Origin of the sequence: Gordonia sp. L191 (assembly GCF_030077625.1) — a bacterium.
GTDB classification, from domain to species: domain Bacteria; phylum Actinomycetota; class Actinomycetes; order Mycobacteriales; family Mycobacteriaceae; genus Gordonia; species Gordonia polyisoprenivorans_A.
This window is the reverse complement of the sequence record NZ_CP125996.1, coordinates 2,222,152-2,237,546: the sequence shown is the minus strand read 5'-3', so window position 1 is coordinate 2,237,546 and position 15,395 is coordinate 2,222,152. Positions and strand designations below refer to the sequence as shown.

Annotated in this window: 15 protein-coding genes and 1 pseudogene; 7 read left to right on the top strand and 9 right to left on the bottom strand. The window is 67.3% G+C overall.

The features are described from left to right. The first annotated feature begins 293 nt into the window (after positions 1–293). The 5 genes from QNM97_RS10075 to QNM97_RS10055 all read left to right on the top strand — a co-directional run bounded on the left by QNM97_RS10075 (position 294) and on the right by QNM97_RS10055 (position 4,955). Positions 294–887: a class I SAM-dependent methyltransferase gene (locus QNM97_RS10075; protein WP_283822599.1), complete on the top strand. Its 594-nt coding sequence runs from the start codon at positions 294–296 to the stop codon at positions 885–887. Between the two features lie 131 nt (positions 888–1,018). Next, a complete protein-coding gene (locus QNM97_RS10070) occupies positions 1,019–2,311 on the top strand; it encodes a GTP cyclohydrolase II (RefSeq protein ID WP_283822598.1) in 1,293 nt (430 codons plus the stop codon). Beyond that, positions 2,308–3,555: a URC4/urg3 family protein gene (locus QNM97_RS10065; protein WP_283822597.1), complete on the top strand. Its 1,248-nt coding sequence runs from the start codon at positions 2,308–2,310 to the stop codon at positions 3,553–3,555. Before QNM97_RS10070 ends, QNM97_RS10065 begins: the two co-directional genes overlap by 4 nt. Before the next feature lie 44 nt (positions 3,556–3,599). Beyond that, positions 3,600–4,229: a uracil phosphoribosyltransferase gene (gene upp / locus QNM97_RS10060; RefSeq protein ID WP_283822596.1), complete on the top strand. Its 630-nt coding sequence runs from the start codon at positions 3,600–3,602 to the stop codon at positions 4,227–4,229. A 27-nt stretch (positions 4,230–4,256) separates the two neighbouring features. Beyond that, complete coding sequence (locus QNM97_RS10055; protein WP_283822595.1) at positions 4,257–4,955, top strand: YoaK family protein; 699 nt, start codon at positions 4,257–4,259, stop codon at positions 4,953–4,955. 3 nt (positions 4,956–4,958) lie between these two features. On the opposite strand, the gene QNM97_RS10050 is transcribed toward QNM97_RS10055, so the two are convergent. The 6 genes and pseudogenes from QNM97_RS10050 to QNM97_RS10025 all read right to left on the bottom strand — a co-directional run bounded on the left by QNM97_RS10050 (position 4,959) and on the right by QNM97_RS10025 (position 9,928). Continuing rightward, positions 4,959–5,486 carry a TetR/AcrR family transcriptional regulator gene (locus tag QNM97_RS10050; protein WP_283822594.1) on the bottom strand — a complete coding sequence of 176 codons (528 nt, stop codon included), beginning with the start codon at positions 5,484–5,486 and terminating at the stop codon, positions 4,959–4,961. 62 nt (positions 5,487–5,548) lie between these two features. Further along, entirely contained in the window at positions 5,549–6,448 is a 900-nt protein-coding gene (locus QNM97_RS10045; RefSeq protein WP_283823158.1) for an ABC transporter ATP-binding protein, read from the bottom strand. Positions 6,449–6,457: 9 nt separating this feature from the next. Then, positions 6,458–7,273 (bottom strand): annotated as a pseudogene (locus QNM97_RS10040) (ABC transporter ATP-binding protein); the annotation flags it as partial. Further along, on the bottom strand, positions 7,270–8,322 hold the full coding sequence (locus tag QNM97_RS10035; RefSeq protein ID WP_283822593.1) for an ABC transporter permease: 1,053 nt from the start codon (positions 8,320–8,322) through the stop codon (positions 7,270–7,272). The gene QNM97_RS10035 and the pseudogene QNM97_RS10040, both read right to left, overlap by 4 nt. Positions 8,323–8,402: 80 nt before the next feature. Further along, entirely contained in the window at positions 8,403–8,972 is a 570-nt protein-coding gene (locus QNM97_RS10030) for a dihydrofolate reductase family protein (RefSeq protein WP_283822592.1), read from the bottom strand. Further along, positions 8,969–9,928: a helix-turn-helix domain-containing protein gene (locus QNM97_RS10025; protein ID WP_283822591.1), complete on the bottom strand. Its 960-nt coding sequence runs from the start codon at positions 9,926–9,928 to the stop codon at positions 8,969–8,971. The genes QNM97_RS10030 and QNM97_RS10025 overlap by 4 nt, the downstream gene beginning before the upstream one ends. A 195-nt stretch (positions 9,929–10,123) precedes the next feature. Between QNM97_RS10025 and QNM97_RS10020 the strand changes: the two genes are divergently transcribed. Continuing rightward, entirely contained in the window at positions 10,124–10,951 is an 828-nt protein-coding gene (locus QNM97_RS10020) for a crotonase/enoyl-CoA hydratase family protein (protein ID WP_283822590.1), read from the top strand. A 28-nt stretch (positions 10,952–10,979) separates the two neighbouring features. On the opposite strand, the gene QNM97_RS10015 is transcribed toward QNM97_RS10020, so the two are convergent. Then, positions 10,980–11,453: a nitroreductase family deazaflavin-dependent oxidoreductase gene (locus QNM97_RS10015; protein WP_283822589.1), complete on the bottom strand. Its 474-nt coding sequence runs from the start codon at positions 11,451–11,453 to the stop codon at positions 10,980–10,982. Positions 11,454–11,586: 133 nt separating this feature from the next. Here QNM97_RS10015 and QNM97_RS10010 point away from each other — a divergent pair, with 133 nt between their 5' ends. Continuing rightward, positions 11,587–12,129 carry a hypothetical protein gene (locus QNM97_RS10010; RefSeq protein WP_283822588.1) on the top strand — a complete coding sequence of 181 codons (543 nt, stop codon included), beginning with the start codon at positions 11,587–11,589 and terminating at the stop codon, positions 12,127–12,129. A gap of 29 nt (positions 12,130–12,158) precedes the next feature. Here the strand turns inward: QNM97_RS10010 and QNM97_RS10005 are convergent, their stop codons facing one another. Together QNM97_RS10005 and htpG are read right to left on the bottom strand one after the other, a co-directional pair. Then, the gene (locus tag QNM97_RS10005) at positions 12,159–13,193 is read right to left on the bottom strand and encodes a hypothetical protein (RefSeq protein WP_283822587.1); all 1,035 of its coding nucleotides are present in this window, start codon (positions 13,191–13,193) and stop codon (positions 12,159–12,161) included. Continuing rightward, a complete protein-coding gene (gene htpG, locus QNM97_RS10000) occupies positions 13,190–15,277 on the bottom strand; it encodes a molecular chaperone HtpG (protein WP_283822586.1) in 2,088 nt (695 codons plus the stop codon). The genes QNM97_RS10005 and htpG overlap by 4 nt, the downstream gene beginning before the upstream one ends. Positions 15,278–15,395: the final 118 nt, after the last annotated feature.

The following is a 15,395-nucleotide window of genomic DNA, read 5'->3' as shown; positions in this document are numbered from 1 at the left end:
GCAGGCGCGGCGTCGACGGCCGGCCGCACGGGTGGTGACCTCGCACGGTGGTGAAGGGGACGCGGAGCGGGTGTCCGCGGATATGACTCATCGCGCGAACGCCACCATCGGGCGTTCGCGGCGCAGGCCTGTGGTCATCTGCGGCCGGCGCGGGCGCCGGCGACCTCCCGTCGATTCACCTGCGCCAGTGTCATCGTCCGGGACGCCCGGAGTCAACACGTTTCTCACCGACGGGCGTGTTGGTTCATGTCCCACCGCCGTGACGTGGGCGCTTCACGTGACACACTCGGCTCATGACCCGATGGGATGGCACGGCGGCGCCGCGTGGCGAGGATTACGACGATCGCTGGTCGTCGCTGGCCGCCGCGGGCGAGAACGTCCACGGCGAAGCCGATCTGGTCGCCGATCTCGCACGCGGGATCGGTGGTCGCCGCATACTCGACGCCGGGTGCGGCACGGGGCGGGTCGCCATCGAGCTGGCCCGCCGCGGTTTCGAGGTCGTCGGCGTCGACGCGGACCCCTCGATGCTGGCGACCGCCCAGCGCAAGGCCGGCGACATCCGTTGGCTCCGAGCCGATCTGAGTTCACTCGACGCCCACCTCGACGAGCTCTTCGATCTCGTCGTCCTCGCCGGGAACGTGATGATCTTCCTCACGCCCGGCACCGAGGCCGGGGTGCTGCGCCAGTGCGCATCGAGGCTGCGGCCCGGCGGGCTGCTGGTCGCCGGATTCCAGCTCCGCCCCGACCGTCTTGCACTGTCCGACTACGACATCCACGCCCACGCCGCGGGCCTCGAACCGGTCGCGAGATTCGCCACCTGGGACCGCTGTCCGTTCGACGGCGGGGAGTACGCGGTGTCGGTGCACTCGCGCCCGGCCGACGCCTGAGATCGGCGCCGGGGCCCGGCTCACTCGCCCGGCGGCGGCCCTCGTCAGTGACTATGCTGGCGGTTTCCCCGAGGGAGGGATCCGGGACACCGGTACCACCGAATCACCGGGGTAGGTGAAAGGAGTCGCCGATGCCTGCCGCATCCGACAGTTCCGTGCCCGCCGGTTCCCGGCCGTCCGCGGTCCGCACACCCGGGCACATCCGCCTCACCTCGCACAGCGGCGGAGCCGGTGCCCCGGACATCGCCTGGGGTGCGCCGACCGCCCGGGAACGAGGGCCGGTGATCGCGACCACCACCGACCGCGCCCACCGCAACGTGATCGGGACGCACTCGGGCTCCTACAGCGTGTACCGCGCGCTGGCCGTCGCCTCGGGTGCGTTGTCACGGGAGCATCGGGCCGACCTCACCAACACCTCCCCCACCGACGTCGTCGGGCCACACCCGCAGTGGACCGACCGCAACGCCATCGTCAGCATCGATCCCTGGGGCGCACTCGTCGCCGAGTCGTTCCCCGAGCCGCTCGCCGCGGGATACGACATCCGTCCGACGATCGCGATCACCAAGGCCCATGTGATCCTGCCCGAGATCATCGATGCCATCGCGCAGGGCCGCCTGCAGCCCGATGGTGAGGTGCTGCTGCCCACCGGCGCCGCAGTGGTCACCAAGGCGGCCGTCGAGCCCGTGTGGTGGTTACCCGGCATTGCCGACCGATTCGGCTGCAGCGACACCGAATTGCGCCGGGTGCTCTTCGAGGAGACCGGTGGCATGTACCCGGAGCTGGTGACGCGGCCGGATCTGGAGGTCTTCCTGCCGCCGATCGGTGGTCAGACCGTCTACATCTTCGGTGATCCGCAGGGCTTGTCCGATCCTGCTGTCGAACTGACCGCGCGGGTGCACGACGAGTGCAACGGCTCGGACGTGTTCGGCTCGGACATCTGCACCTGCCGCCCCTATCTCACCCACGCGATCGAGGAATGCATTCAGGGAGTCCAGCGCGGCGGGGTCGGTCTGGTCGCCTACTCCCGCAAGGAGGGGCGCGCCCTCGGCGAGGTCACCAAGTTCCTTGTCTACAACGCCCGCAAACGACAGGTCGGCGGCGACACCGCCGATCAGTACTTCGCGCGCACCGAATGCGTTGCCGGCGTTCAGGACATGCGCTTCCAGGAACTCATGCCCGACGTCCTGCACTGGCTCGGTATCACCCGCATCGACAGGCTGGTCTCGATGAGCAACATGAAATACGACGCGATCACCGGCTCGGGCATCGAGGTCGGCGAGCGCGTCGACATCCCACCCGAACTCATCCCGGAGGATGCGCGCGTGGAGATCGACGCCAAAACGGCCGCAGGCTATTTCACCAGCGGCGCGGTGCCGACCACCGATGACCTGCGTCAGGTGAAGGGCCGGGGGCTGCGCCGATGACCGCACCGGGTGGTCGGTCCTCGACATCGCCGGTGGGCACCCTCGACGGGCCCGTGGCAGCTCTTCGGTCGACGGCCGAGATCCGGCGCCGCGCAGGTGATCTGCTCACCTCCGCCCGCGCTGGCCGTTCTGCTCATTTCACGGTCGACGACTCCCGCATCAGCACGGTGGTCGAGTTCGTGTCGGCGCTGACGCGCGAGCGCTACCCCGATCTCGACATCCCCTTCCACAGCCGGTGGCGCCACGTCGAGGCCGGCGGAATCGATCGACGCGCGGAGCTCGACGCGCGACTCGGCGACGTCGGTGCCGCCGAGCGCGCCCGCACCCACATCGATCTCGCCGTGGTGAGTGTCCTGCTCGACGCCGGGGCCGGCGCCGACTGGTACTTCGACGAGCCGGGCGCCGGAGTGCGGTTCACCCGCTCCGAAGGTCTCGCGGTGGCAAGTGTTCACGCCTTCTTCGACGGCGTCTTCTCCGGCCGCCTCGACGAGCCCCTACGGGTCGATGCCGACGGTCTGCGTGCGCTGGATTCATCGCGCCTGGCAACGGCTTTCGGGGTCTCCGAGAACCGACCTCTCGTCGGTCTCGAGGGCCGCCTGCAGGTACTGAACCGGCTCGCCGACGCCATGGCGGCACGTCCCGACGTGTTCGGCACCGGACGTCCGGGCGATCTGTTCGACCACCTCGGAGGCGGCACACGAGAGATCCGGGCACACGAGATCCTCACCGCACTGCTCGACACCCTCGCCCCGATCTGGCCCGCGGACAACCGGATCGACGGTATCGCCCTGGGCGACTGCTGGCGCCATCGCGGGGTCCGGGGCGCCGGCGCGACCGACGGGTGGATGCCGTTCCACAAGCTGTCGCAGTGGCTGACCTATTCGCTGCTCGAACCGTTCGCGTCGGCCGGGGTCGAGGTCGGCGGCCTGGAGGATCTGACGGCGTTGCCCGAGTATCGCAACGGTGGCCTGCTGCTCGACTCCGGCGTCCTGGCCACGGTGAATCCTGATGCCGCACAAGCGGTGTGGGCGGTCGGCGACGAGTTCGTCGTCGAGTGGCGCGCACTGACCGTCGCCCTGCTCGACGAACTCGCACCACTGGTGGCCACCGAACTCGGTGTCCCGGGGCTGCCCCTGGCGTGCGTTCTCGAAGGCGGGACCTGGGCCGCCGGGCGCCGATATGCGGCGCAACTGCGGGGCGGTCTGCCACCGTTGACCATCGACAGCGATGGCACGGTGTTCTGAGCGGGCACCCGGACGTCCACCGACCATCGAAGAAGGGGCCACTGATGAACGCCGTGCACGTCATCGATCATCCACTCGTGCAACACAAGCTGACGCTGATGCGACAGGCCGACACCTCCACCAACGATTTCCGCCGCCTGCTCAACGAGATCGCCACCCTGATGGCCTACGACGTGCTCGCCGACATCCCGATGCAGGAGATCACCGTCAAGACGCCGATGGAGGTCACCACCGGCCGGGTGATCGACGGCAAGAAGCTGGTGTTCGCGTCGATCCTGCGTGGGGGCACCTCGATCGCCGACGGCATGCTCACGGTGGTGCCCGGTGCGCGGATCGGTCACATCGGGCTCTACCGCGACCCGAAAACCCATGTTGCCGTCGAGTATTACTTCAAGATGCCTCGCGAACTCGAGGAACGTGACGTCGTGATCGTCGACCCGCTTCTGGCCACCGGTCACTCGGCGGTGGCCGCGGTGGACCGGATCAAGGAGTATCGGCCCCGTTCGATCCGGTTCGTCTGTCTACTGACCTGCCCCGAAGGTCTGGCCATGCTCCACGGCGCCCACCCGGATGTGCCGGTGTTCACCGCATCGGTGGATCGCGAACTCGATGCCAACGGTTACATCCTGCCCGGTCTCGGTGACGCCGGCGACCGGATCTACGGCACCGCCTGAGCCGAACGAAAGTCAGAGAGCCGATCAATGCCGACGGTACAGACCAGTTCCTCGTTACGATTCGCCTTCCTCGTCACCTGCGCGGGCGGATTCCTCGACAGCTACACCTACCTCGCGCGAGGTGGCGCCTTCGCCACGGCCCAAACCGGGAACGTGGTGTTCTTCGCCGTCGAGATCGCCCAGCGACACCCGATGCAGGCGCTGGCGCATGTGTGGCCGATCCTGGCATTCCTCGTCGGGATCGGTGCGGCGGTGCACATCCGCAAGGGCAGGCTCGATCGCGTACTGCCTCACCCGATCCGGTTGACCGTCGCCCTGCAAGCGACGATCCTCACCATCGTCGGCTTCATCCCCTCGAGCGCCCCGCACTATACGGTGACGATCCCGATAGCCTTCGTCGCCGCGATGCAGATCGAGATGTTCCGGAACGTCGCCGGGCACAACTACGTCGCCATCGCCACCACCGGGAACCTGATGCGTCTGGTCGAGGCGGCACACGGCGTGGCAGTGGATCGCGACCCCGAGTCGCGGCGGCCACTGGCGATCTATCTCGGGGTGGTGGGGATCTTTGCCGCAGGTGCCCTGATCGGCGCACTGACCACACACCTCATCGGCGTCCACGCGGCCTGGATACCTGCGGCATTCCTGGGCATCACCCTCGCCCTGTTCATCTGGGATGAACGCGACACTCCCGGCGTCGCCGAGACCGACGAACCTGCGCCGTAGCGCTCAGGTCAGGTCGCCGGTGAGATAGTGGGTGATGACCGGGCCGACCTGCGCCACGAGCTGGTCGCGATCGGCTGCCACGATCTCCGGTTGCCGGATCACGAAGCGCATCATGAGAAGTCCGAACATCTGGGTGGCGATCAGCGCCAGTCGCCGCTCTCGGCGGTCGGCGCGCACCGCACCGCCGAGCGCGACCTCCACGATTGCTCCGGGAACGTCCTGCGCCGGACCGGTGGCATGGTTGGTCGCTGCGATGAGCCGCAGTACGCCGGGGATGTGCGATTGCAACTCCGGTGTTTCCCACGCTCCGATGGCTCGTCGCACGAACTCCGGGCCGGCGCGCTCGTCGGTCGGCATGTCGGCGAACACGACCGTGAGGTCGACGGGCGGGCGTAGTGCCTCGGCCACCAGATTCTTCTTCGGCCCGAAGTAGTGATGGACCAACGCCGGGTCGACACCGGCACGACCGGCCACGGCACGCACCGTGGTCCGGTCGAAACCGTTGTCCGCCAATAGTTCACGGGTAGCCACCAGGATCTTCTCGCGAGTGTCGCGCGACTGTCCCGCCGGCGGTCTCCCCCGCGTCCGCCCGGTCATCGCAAATCCGGGGTTCGCGCGAGAACCAGCATCCGCTCCTCGATGGTCGCCGGGACCGTGGTGACCTCGCCGGAGATGTCGGCATGCTCGAGAATGCCGCGCACCCGCGCCGGATCGGTGTCGGCCACCCGAATGGTCCGGCCGGCGAGGATGACCGGAACACCCGCGCCCTGCAGCGCCGCGAAGGCGCTGCGCCAGTCCGGCGTGTCGACGAGCGCAGCACGCGTGTCACCGACGACGTCGTCCTCGCTGCCCTGCGCGACCAGCCGACCCGCCGACATCAGTAGCAGCCGGTCACACGCCTGCGCCTCCTCCATGTAGTGCGTGGTCACGAGCACGCCAACCCCGGAATCCGCCTGCGCGCGAATCGTGTCCCAGAGCTCCGCCCGGGACAACGCATCCACCCCCGAGGTCGGCTCGTCGAGGACGAGGACGTCGGGATGATGGGCGAGCGCGACCGCGAAGGCGACCTTGCGCTGGGTGCCGAGCGGCAGATTCCCGACGAGGGTGTCGGCGTAGCCCGCGAGATCGGCGGGGACCGTCGCATCACCGTGATAGGCATCCGCGCTGAACGTCATGTTCTCGCGCACGGTCAGATCGCGGTACAGGCCCAGATTCTGGGGCACGTAGCCGAGCCGCGCCCGCCGGCGCTGGTCTGGTGGGCCGTCGAACAGCGAGGTCTGCCCGTCGGTAGGGGCGAGCAATCCCAACAGCATCCGGATGAGGGTCGTCTTACCGGCACCGTTGGCACCGAGGAGTCCGACGACCTCACCGGAATCCACCGACATCGTGACCTCGGACACGGCGACGAAATCACCGAATCGTCGGGTCACCGAATGGCTGCCGAGTAGCGATCCAGTGGCCTCGGGCATGGTCCCCCGGTGCTCCGCGCTCATGCCGGCGCCCCCCTGACGGTTCCGCCGTGCCAGGGAGAGTGCGATCACGATGTCCTCCAGATCGGGGTCGACCCGGGAATCCGGGGTCGTCTCTTCTTCGGTCGTCCAGTATTCGTGACGCTGGTGGCCACGCCGCCACGACCAGTCTCGTCGCACCGGCGTGGCACCCTCGGTGATGGTGCCGGAAAAGCCTTCTCGCACCGAATCGTAGGATCCGTCGACGAGTACGTGACCGTCGTCGAGCACGACGAGATCACCCGCGCGCTCGGCCTCGTCGAGGTAGGTCGTCGACATCAGGACGGCGGTCCCCGCCGCTGCCGTCTCGGCGATCATGCCCCACAGGTCGATCCGACTCACCGGGTCGACACCCGTACTCGGTTCGTCGAGGATCAACAGCGGTGGGCGGTGGATCATGGCCATCGCGGTACCCAGCTTGCGTCGCATGCCGCCGGACAGATCCCGCGCCAGGCGGTCGGCCGCAACCGACAGACCGGAACGCTCGATCAATTCATCACGGCGCGAACGGAGTTGCTCTCCGCCGAGGCCGTAGATGCCGCCGACGAAGTCGAGATTCTGCCGGACGGTCAGCGCGCCCCAACTGCCCGGACCGGCCGCGAGAAAGCCCACCTGCTTCTTGGGTGGACGGTGCACCTGCCCGGAATTCGGCTGCACCTCGCCGGCGAAGAGCCGCAGCAGTGTCGACTTCCCGGCTCCGTCACCACCCACGATGGCCACGATCTCACCCTCGTGAGCGCGCACGCTCACCGAATCCAGAGCCGTGGTCTTCCCGAACGTCACGGTGACGTCGTCGGCCCCGATCATCATGCGGCCTTCTCCTGGGCCGCGCGTCGATGACCGGTGCCCGGCGCAAGGTCACGACGGAACCGAATGGTTGCCGCGGTGAACACGATGACCGCCATCACGGCGAGTATCAGCAGCGGCAGCCACAGCGTCGAGATGGGCGCCCCACGCAGCATCACCCCCTGCGAGATCATCGTGAAGTAGGTCAAGGGCAGCAGATAGCCGATCCAGCGCACGCCGGCGGCCATCGCGTCGAGCGGAAAGATCATGCCGGACAACAGGATCTGTGGAAGAAGGAAGAAGAAGGCGGTTTGGATGGCCTGCCCGGTGGTCTGGGAGATCGTGGATATGAACACCCCCAGACCCAGCACCACGAACAAGAACAACGCCGCGCCGATCGCGAAGGTGAGCACGTTGCCGTTGAACGGCACGTCGAACAGGAGCATGCCGAGCACCGTCACGATGATCATGTCGACGGCCGCGACCAAGAAGTAGGGCACGATCTTGCCGAGGATGACCTGGGCGGGCGAGATCGGCATCACCGCAAGCTGTTCCAGCGTCCCCGTCTCGCGTTCCCGCACCAATCCGATACTGGTGATGATCGTGCCGATGAAGGTCAGGATGAGGCCGATGATCGCGGGCACCATCACCCACGACGTCTTGAGTGAGGGATTGAAGAGCACCTCGATGTGCACCTTGGCACCGAACTTGTTGAGGGCACCGACCGCCGATTGCGCGGCAAACAGATTGGACCCGTCGACAAGTGCCTCGATGGGCGCCGTCGGCGAGTCTCCGGTCACCATTGCGACGTCGACCTTGTTGTCGCGCAACATGTCCCGGGCATCGGCGGCCGTGGCGCCGGGCGATTTGTCGGTCACCTCGAAGTAGGACGGCAGGCCGGCGGCGACGGTGTCCGCCTGCGGTCCGACCACCGCCGTCTCCACGGAGGAGACGTAGAAGTTAGCGGCGTATCCGAAGATCACCAGTAACAGCAATGGCATCGCAACCAGTAGGCCGAGCGTGCGCTTGTCGCGCACCAATTCGCGGAATTCCTTGATGATCATGGCTCGCATACCTGCGACGGTAGGTCCGCCCAGGTCAAAAAGTCAACAGTTGTTGAATTAATCGTCCGAATCGTGCCGCCGGACGCCGGTCACGTGGTTGCTCCGATACCGTCGGCCACAGCCGGCCCGACGACTTCGTAACGGGCGCAGACGAATGCCTCGTTGCGACCGTGCTCGATCAACCGGAGATCGGTGGGGCGGGTGAACAGTGGACGCCCACTACCGAGCATGACCGGGGCGATGTTGACGATGACCTCGTCGAGCATGGCGGCTTCGGCGAACTGCGCCGCCAGATCCCCTCCCCCGACGACCCAGATGTCTTTTCCGCCGGCGGCGTCGAGGAGGGGCTCCCGGAGATCGGCGGGCGCGCCGGAGACGAAGCGGATCGACGGTGCCACGGCATCGAGGTCACGGTGGGTGAACACGAATGTCGGTGTCGTATACGGCCACGGTTTGCCGTCGCCGACCTCGTGATCGACCACCCACCGGTAGGTCGTGGCCCCCATCACCACCACTCCGATGTCGCCGATGAAGTCGGTGTAGTTCATCGGACCGGTCTCGTCGATGGGTTGGCGCAGCAGCCATCCGAGGTCGTCGTGGTCGTCGGCGAGAAACCCGTCGAGGGTCGTCGCGGTGTAGTAGCGGAATCGAGCGGTCATGAGAATTCTCCGATTCGGTTGCGGTGCCAGATGATCGGGTCGGGGTCCCGGCGGTCGACTGGGAGCTCGATGCCGGCGTCGCGCATCATCATTCGCGCGAGGACTCGCCGGTGGGCGGCAAAGGTCAACACATGCGCGACGATCTCGGACAGCAGAAACGATTCCGGCGGTTCACAAATGGCGTCGATGACGCGGTCTGCCCAGGCATGGCGGCGATCGATCTCCCGAACCAGCGCGAGCCAACGACCCGAGACCTCCTGGTGTAATGCGATCAAGGCGTCGAGGCCGGTCGGGATGTCGGCCGGCGCATCTGCGCCCTCGATCGCGGCGAGCCACGGCACCTTGTCGGCGACCAGGTGTGCCAGCACGTGGGCGATCGAGTCGTCGGGCCCCTGCCAGTCGGTGATCCGGTGCTCCGGCAGCCTGATGCGCTCGTATTCGGCCGCCTCGAGTCCGGTGGCGGCATCGAGCAGCACGGCAACATCGTCGAGGTCGTGTCGGACCATCAACGCCACCGGATTGCCCGCGGTCTCGCCGTGTGCTGCGGAGGTGCCCGCACCGTCAGAGTCCTCGACATAGAGACCGGTGGGCGAATGGAAGTGGATTCCGTTGGGCGCGGGGAGCCAGTGTCCGCGGGAGGACTCGGTGCCGGTGGAACCCGGTGGGTGGCCGAAGGCACGGGAGTAGGCCCGGCTGAATCCCTCGACGGAGTCGTAGCCGGAATCGAAGGCCACCTCGGTGACCGAACTCCCCTGGCGCAGATACCAGCACGCCCGTTCGAGCATCACCCGTCGACGCATCGCCACCGGCGATTCACCCGAGAATCGGCTCACCTGCCTGCTGAAGTGGAATTCGGAGCTGTGCGCACTCGCCGCCATTCCCGACAGCGAGACGTTGTCGTCGGCGAGGACTGCGTCGAGCAACTCGCGCACGCGGTCACGACCGGGGTCGGTCATGACCGGAGAACAGCGGTCGTCGTCATGGTGTCCAGTATCGGCCGCCTGTGCCCTGCGCCGCTTGACCGTTCTTGCGGTCCTCTCCCGCGGAGCGCTCGCTCGACTGCCGTACCGACCGCACGCGACTGCCGCGACGGTGCCCGGTGGACACGTGCGGGTGAGTCGCGAAATCGGCTCCTCGGTAGCCTCCTAGACATGAGTGACACACAGTGGAAGGCCTTCGACGTCGCGGTCGCCGACGACATCGCCGAGGTGAGTCTGATCGGCCCCGGCAAGGGCAATGCGATGGGCCCGGATTTCTGGGCGGAGCTACCGGTTCTCGTCGCCGAACTCGACGCCGACGATGCGGTGCGGGCGATCGTGCTCCGCGGTTCGGGTGCGCACTTCTCCTACGGACTCGATCTCGCGGCGATGGCCGGTGACCTCGGGGCGGTTCTCGCCGACGGGGCGAAAGCCAAGGAACGCACCGAGTTCCACGACACGATCCGCCGCATGCAGGCATCGATCACTGCTGTCGCGGACTGTCGCACACCGGTGATCGCGGCGATCTCGGGCTGGTGCATCGGCGGCGGCGTGGACCTCATCACGGCTGCCGACGTGCGCTATGCGAGCTCCGACGCGAAGTTCAGTGTGCGGGAGGTGCGTGTGGCGATGGTCGCCGACGTGGGCACCCTGGCCCGCCTGCCCGGGATCATCGGCGAGGGGCACCTGCGCGAGCTCGCGTTGACCGGCAAGGACATCGACGCTGCCCGCGCGGAGAAGATCGGGCTCGTCAACAATGTGTTCGCCACCCCGGAGGAGGCACTCGAGGCGGCTCGCGCGACCGCCCGTGAGATCGCCGACAATCCGCCGCTGGTGGTTCAGGGTGTCAAGGCCGTGCTCGATCACAGCCGTTCGGCGGCCCAGGCCGACAGTCTGCGCTATGTGGCGGCCTGGAACGCGGCGTTCCTGCCGAGCAACGACCTCACCGAGGCGGTGACCGCCGTCTTCGAGAAGCGCAAGCCCAGGTTCTCCGGCTCCTGAAAACCATCGCTCACCGCCGGAGACGCCGTCAGTCGGTCGGTGTGAGTTCGAAGACCGGGATCAGCCGGTCGGTGCGCTTCTCGTAGAGGTCGAAGTTGGGCCACACCGACCGCAACTCCTGCCATGCGGCGGCTCGGTGCTCGTCATGGAGTTCGGCGACGCGCACCGCCCGGCGCCGGCCACGGTCGATGATCTCGGCGGAGTCGGTGGCGCGCAGGTTGTAGACCCACTGCGGAGTCTTCTCGCCGCCGAAATACGATCCGGCGATCAACCAGCGCCCGCCGGAACGCGGGACCGCGAGCAGTCGCGTCTGTCGCTCCACACCACTACGCCTGCCCGCCACCACCACGGTCGTGTTCGGCAATCCGGCGATGTCGAGCAGTCCGTACCGCTCGCCGGTCACCGTACGTATCACGTTGTCACACTTGACAATCTGTGGAAGATAGCGCGGCATCCAGGGAATCGAGCCGATGCGCACGGCCAGCGGGGTAAGTAAGCCCATGCGCCCAGTCTGACATGGGCCCGGCGCACGAGACCGGCATGGTTGCGCAGCGGACCCCGATACGTCAAGGGCGGGACTCACAGGTGTGGATGCCATTGCGCACCACAGGTCCACGTCGGCGCAGGATCTGCCCATGACATCCGATCACCGCAATCCCACATCCCCTCAGCCCGTCCCCGGGGCGGCCGACCCCGTACCCGACAGCACCGTTCCCGACAGGGCCGTTCCCGACACCGATCCGATCCCGCCGACCGAGGTCGCCCAGCTGCCCTTCTACGACGCCGCCGAACTCCGCGAACGGTGGCGCGCCCTGTTGGGGCCGCTCGGATTCGACGAGCCGACCCTGTGGCTGGTCTTCGTCGAACGCGGCACGCAGATGATTCCCGTGATCAACCAGCTACCGCTGCCGCACACCCCCAATCGCCACCTCCTCGACACGATGATGGAGCACCTCGGCCAGGTGATCGCCGCCAGCGGCGGATTGTCCCTGGCCGCTCTGCTGGCGCGTCCGGGGGCGGACGGGGTGACAGCCCGAGACCGCGGGTGGGCGTCGATGATCACCGAATGTGCTGCGCGCCATCGAGTCCCACTGCAGCCGCTGTTCCGCGCCAACGACATCGCCGTCGTCGCGTTGCCCGGAGACGCCGAGACCGGTGCGCTCGACGCGGCGTCGTGACCTCCACCGTGTGTCGGCGGGACGGCGCCTCAGCCGGCAGGTGAATACGTCGGGACGGGTTGTGCGTCGAGGTCGACCGCACCGTTCATCGGTTGATCCACCTCCACCGTCGTCTCACCGCCGTAGGTCGCGGTGTAGTGCGCCTGCCAGGTGACCCCACCGAACACCGATACCGAGGTGGGGGTTGCCGGATCGAGTTCCCGGACCAGGTCGTGCAGACCCGTTGGCGCGCGCCAGCGAACCGAGGACACCTCTGCCGAACGGTACAGGCGTTGTGTGCATCCCGGCCGATCCGTCGAGGCGTCGGCCTGCGTCGAACTCGCGCACCGATCCAGGTAGGTGTGCAGCGCCGAGTCCACCGCAGCGTTGCCGGCGTCGCCGAGGGTGACACCGGGATCGCCCCTCGTCGGCGCCGCAGCACCACCGGTGACATCGGTCGAGTCGGTGACGGCGAGGTAGCGATTGCTGCTCGTCCAGACCAGGCGACCCGGAAAGACATACGCGGTACCGATCCCGGCCACCGGCCGACCCTGCAGCGACAGACCGGGAATCGTCGACGACGCCAGGTCCACCGCGGCGAGACCGTCGTCGACCAGCCATCGCCGGCCGTCGCGCACCGTACGATACGTCGTGCGGACCGAGTGGCCACCGATGCGGAACTCGGCACCGACATCGGCGGACTCGCCGACGGTCCGGGAAACGGGGGTCCGGGTCGGCGCGAGAGGAGTCGTTGAGTCGCCGCTGCTTTCACGAGAACCGAGCTCGTGTACGGAGACGTCGGTGATCGCGGCGGCAGCGCGCGCCCGCGCCAACGCGTCGGACGTCAGGAATTCGCGCGACGGGGGCTCGGTCATCAGCGCGAGCGCGGCAGCACCGTCGGCGTCGGCGACCGCGCGCAGAAAGGCAGAGACCGCCTCGGCCGGGGTGGACGGCGAGGAATCCTCACGCCCAAAGGTGAACACCAGCGTCGTCGCCACGGCAACGACGATCACCACCAGCGTGGCGGCGCCGGCGAGCCATGCTCGTCCCGGCCGGCGACGCCACGTGGCGGTGGGTTCACTCACCCCTCTGCATCCACCCCTTCTGCATCCACCCCTTCTGCGTCCACCCCTTCTTCGTCACCCTTCGGCGACTCCCCCGCGGTGTCCGCTCCCGCGGTGTTTCCGTCCTGCGCGCCGAGCGAATCGGTGAGCGTCGCCGCCAACAGCCGGGCGAACGCGGCCGGGTCGTCGAGTTCGCCGCCTTCGGCGATCAGCGCCATGCCGTAGACGAGTCGGGCGGTGTCGACGAGCGACTCGTGATCGGCGGTGGCGCCGAACGCCTTGTTCAGGCCGGCAACCAACGGGTGCCCGGCGTTGAGTTCGAGAGCCCGCTTGGTCTTGGGCACCTCCTGGCCCGACGCCCGATACAGCTTCTCCAGCTGTGGCGACATGGAGAAGTCGTCGCCGACGAGGCACGCCGCCGATTCGGTGAGTCGTTTGGACAGTCGGGCCTCGGTGATGTCGTCGGAGAGCGCCTCGCCCAACCACGTCAGCAGACCCTCGAAATCCTTGGCCTTCTCGTCGTCGGCATTTTCGGTGTCGGAGTCCCCGTCGATGCCGTCGAGGTCGACGGCGCCCTTCGCCACCGACCGGAACTGCTTACCCTCGAACTCCAGGCCGGCACCGACCCACATCTCGTCCACCGGGTCGGCGAGGATCAGCACCTCGATTCCCTTGGCGCGGAACGCTTCCAGATGCGGGGAGCTCTCGATCTGCTGGCGCGACTCACCGGTCATGTAGTAGATCGAGTCCTGCTTCTCCGGCATCCGCCCCACGTAATCGGCCAGCGAGGTCAGATCCTCGTCGCTGTGGGTGGAGGCGAACACCGACGCCTTGAGGACGGCGTCGCGGTTGTCGACGTCGTTGACCAGACCTTCCTTGAACACCCTGCCGAAGCTCGACCAGAAGGTCTGGTAGTCCTCCGGCCGGGAGCCGCGCATCTCGCTGACCGTCGAGATGACCTTCTTGGTGAGGCGGCGCCGGATCGCACGGATCTGCCGGTCCTGCTGCAGGATTTCCCGGGACACGTTGAGCGACAGATCCGCGGCGTCGACGACACCCTTGACGAACCTCAGATACTCGGGCATCAGCTCTTCGCAGTCATCCATGATGAACACACGCTTGACGTAGAGCGAGATACCGACGTTGCGCTCGCGCATGAACAGATCGAACGGCGCCTGGGTGGGGATGAACAGCAACGCCTGGTACTCGAAGGTGCCCTCGGCCTTGAGCGTGATGATCTCCAGCGGCTTGTCCCACGCATGCGCGACGTGCCGGTAGAACTCCTCGTACTCCTCGTCGGACACCTCATCGCGCGAGCGCGCCCACAGCGCCTTCATCGAGTTGATGGTCTCGGGCTCGACGGTGGTGACGGTGGTCGGCTCACCGCCCTCTTCCTCGGCGGGCGTCGTGGTGGTCTTCTCGACATCCATCCGGATCGGCCAACCGATGAAGTCGGAGTACTTCTTGACCAACGAGCGCAAGGTGGCCGCGTCGGTGTAGTCGTGCAGGTGGTTCTCGGTGTCGACGGGCTTGAGCGTCAAGGTGACGGCGGTGCCCTGCGGCGCGTCGGCGACCTCGTCGAGGGTGTAGGTGCCGTCCCCGGTCGACTCCCATCGGGTACCGGTTGCCTCGCCCGCCTTCCTGGTGAGCAGGGTGACCGTGTCGGCGACCATGAACGTCGAATAGAACCCGATACCGAACTGGCCGATCAGCTCGTCGGTCGTGGCGGAATCCGATCCGGACTTCTGTGCCTCGGCGAGCTGCTTGCGCAACTCCGCGGTACCCGACTTGGCGAGGGTGCCGATCAGATCGACCACCTCCTCACGCGACATGCCGATGCCGTTGTCGCGCACGGTCAGCGTCCGCGGACCCGACTCGCCCTCGGCCGGCGTCTCGGTCTCGAGCGTGATGTGCAGATCCGACGTGTCGACGTCGAGATCCTTGTTCAGCAACGACTCCAGACGCAGCTTGTCGAGCGCATCCGAGGCGTTCGAGATCAACTCCCGCAGGAAGCTGTCCTTGTTGGAGTAGATCGAGTGGACCATCAGGTCCAACAGCTGCCGGGTCTCGGCCTGGAATTCTCTGACTTCTGATGCGGTACTCATCGACGACCTCCACATGCTGACGGATCACCTATCCCCGACCCGGTATCGCGCCGCGACGGACGCAAGCCGCCCGGTCGGGGGACAACGTCGGATTTTAGCGAGCCGCGAACGCAGTACG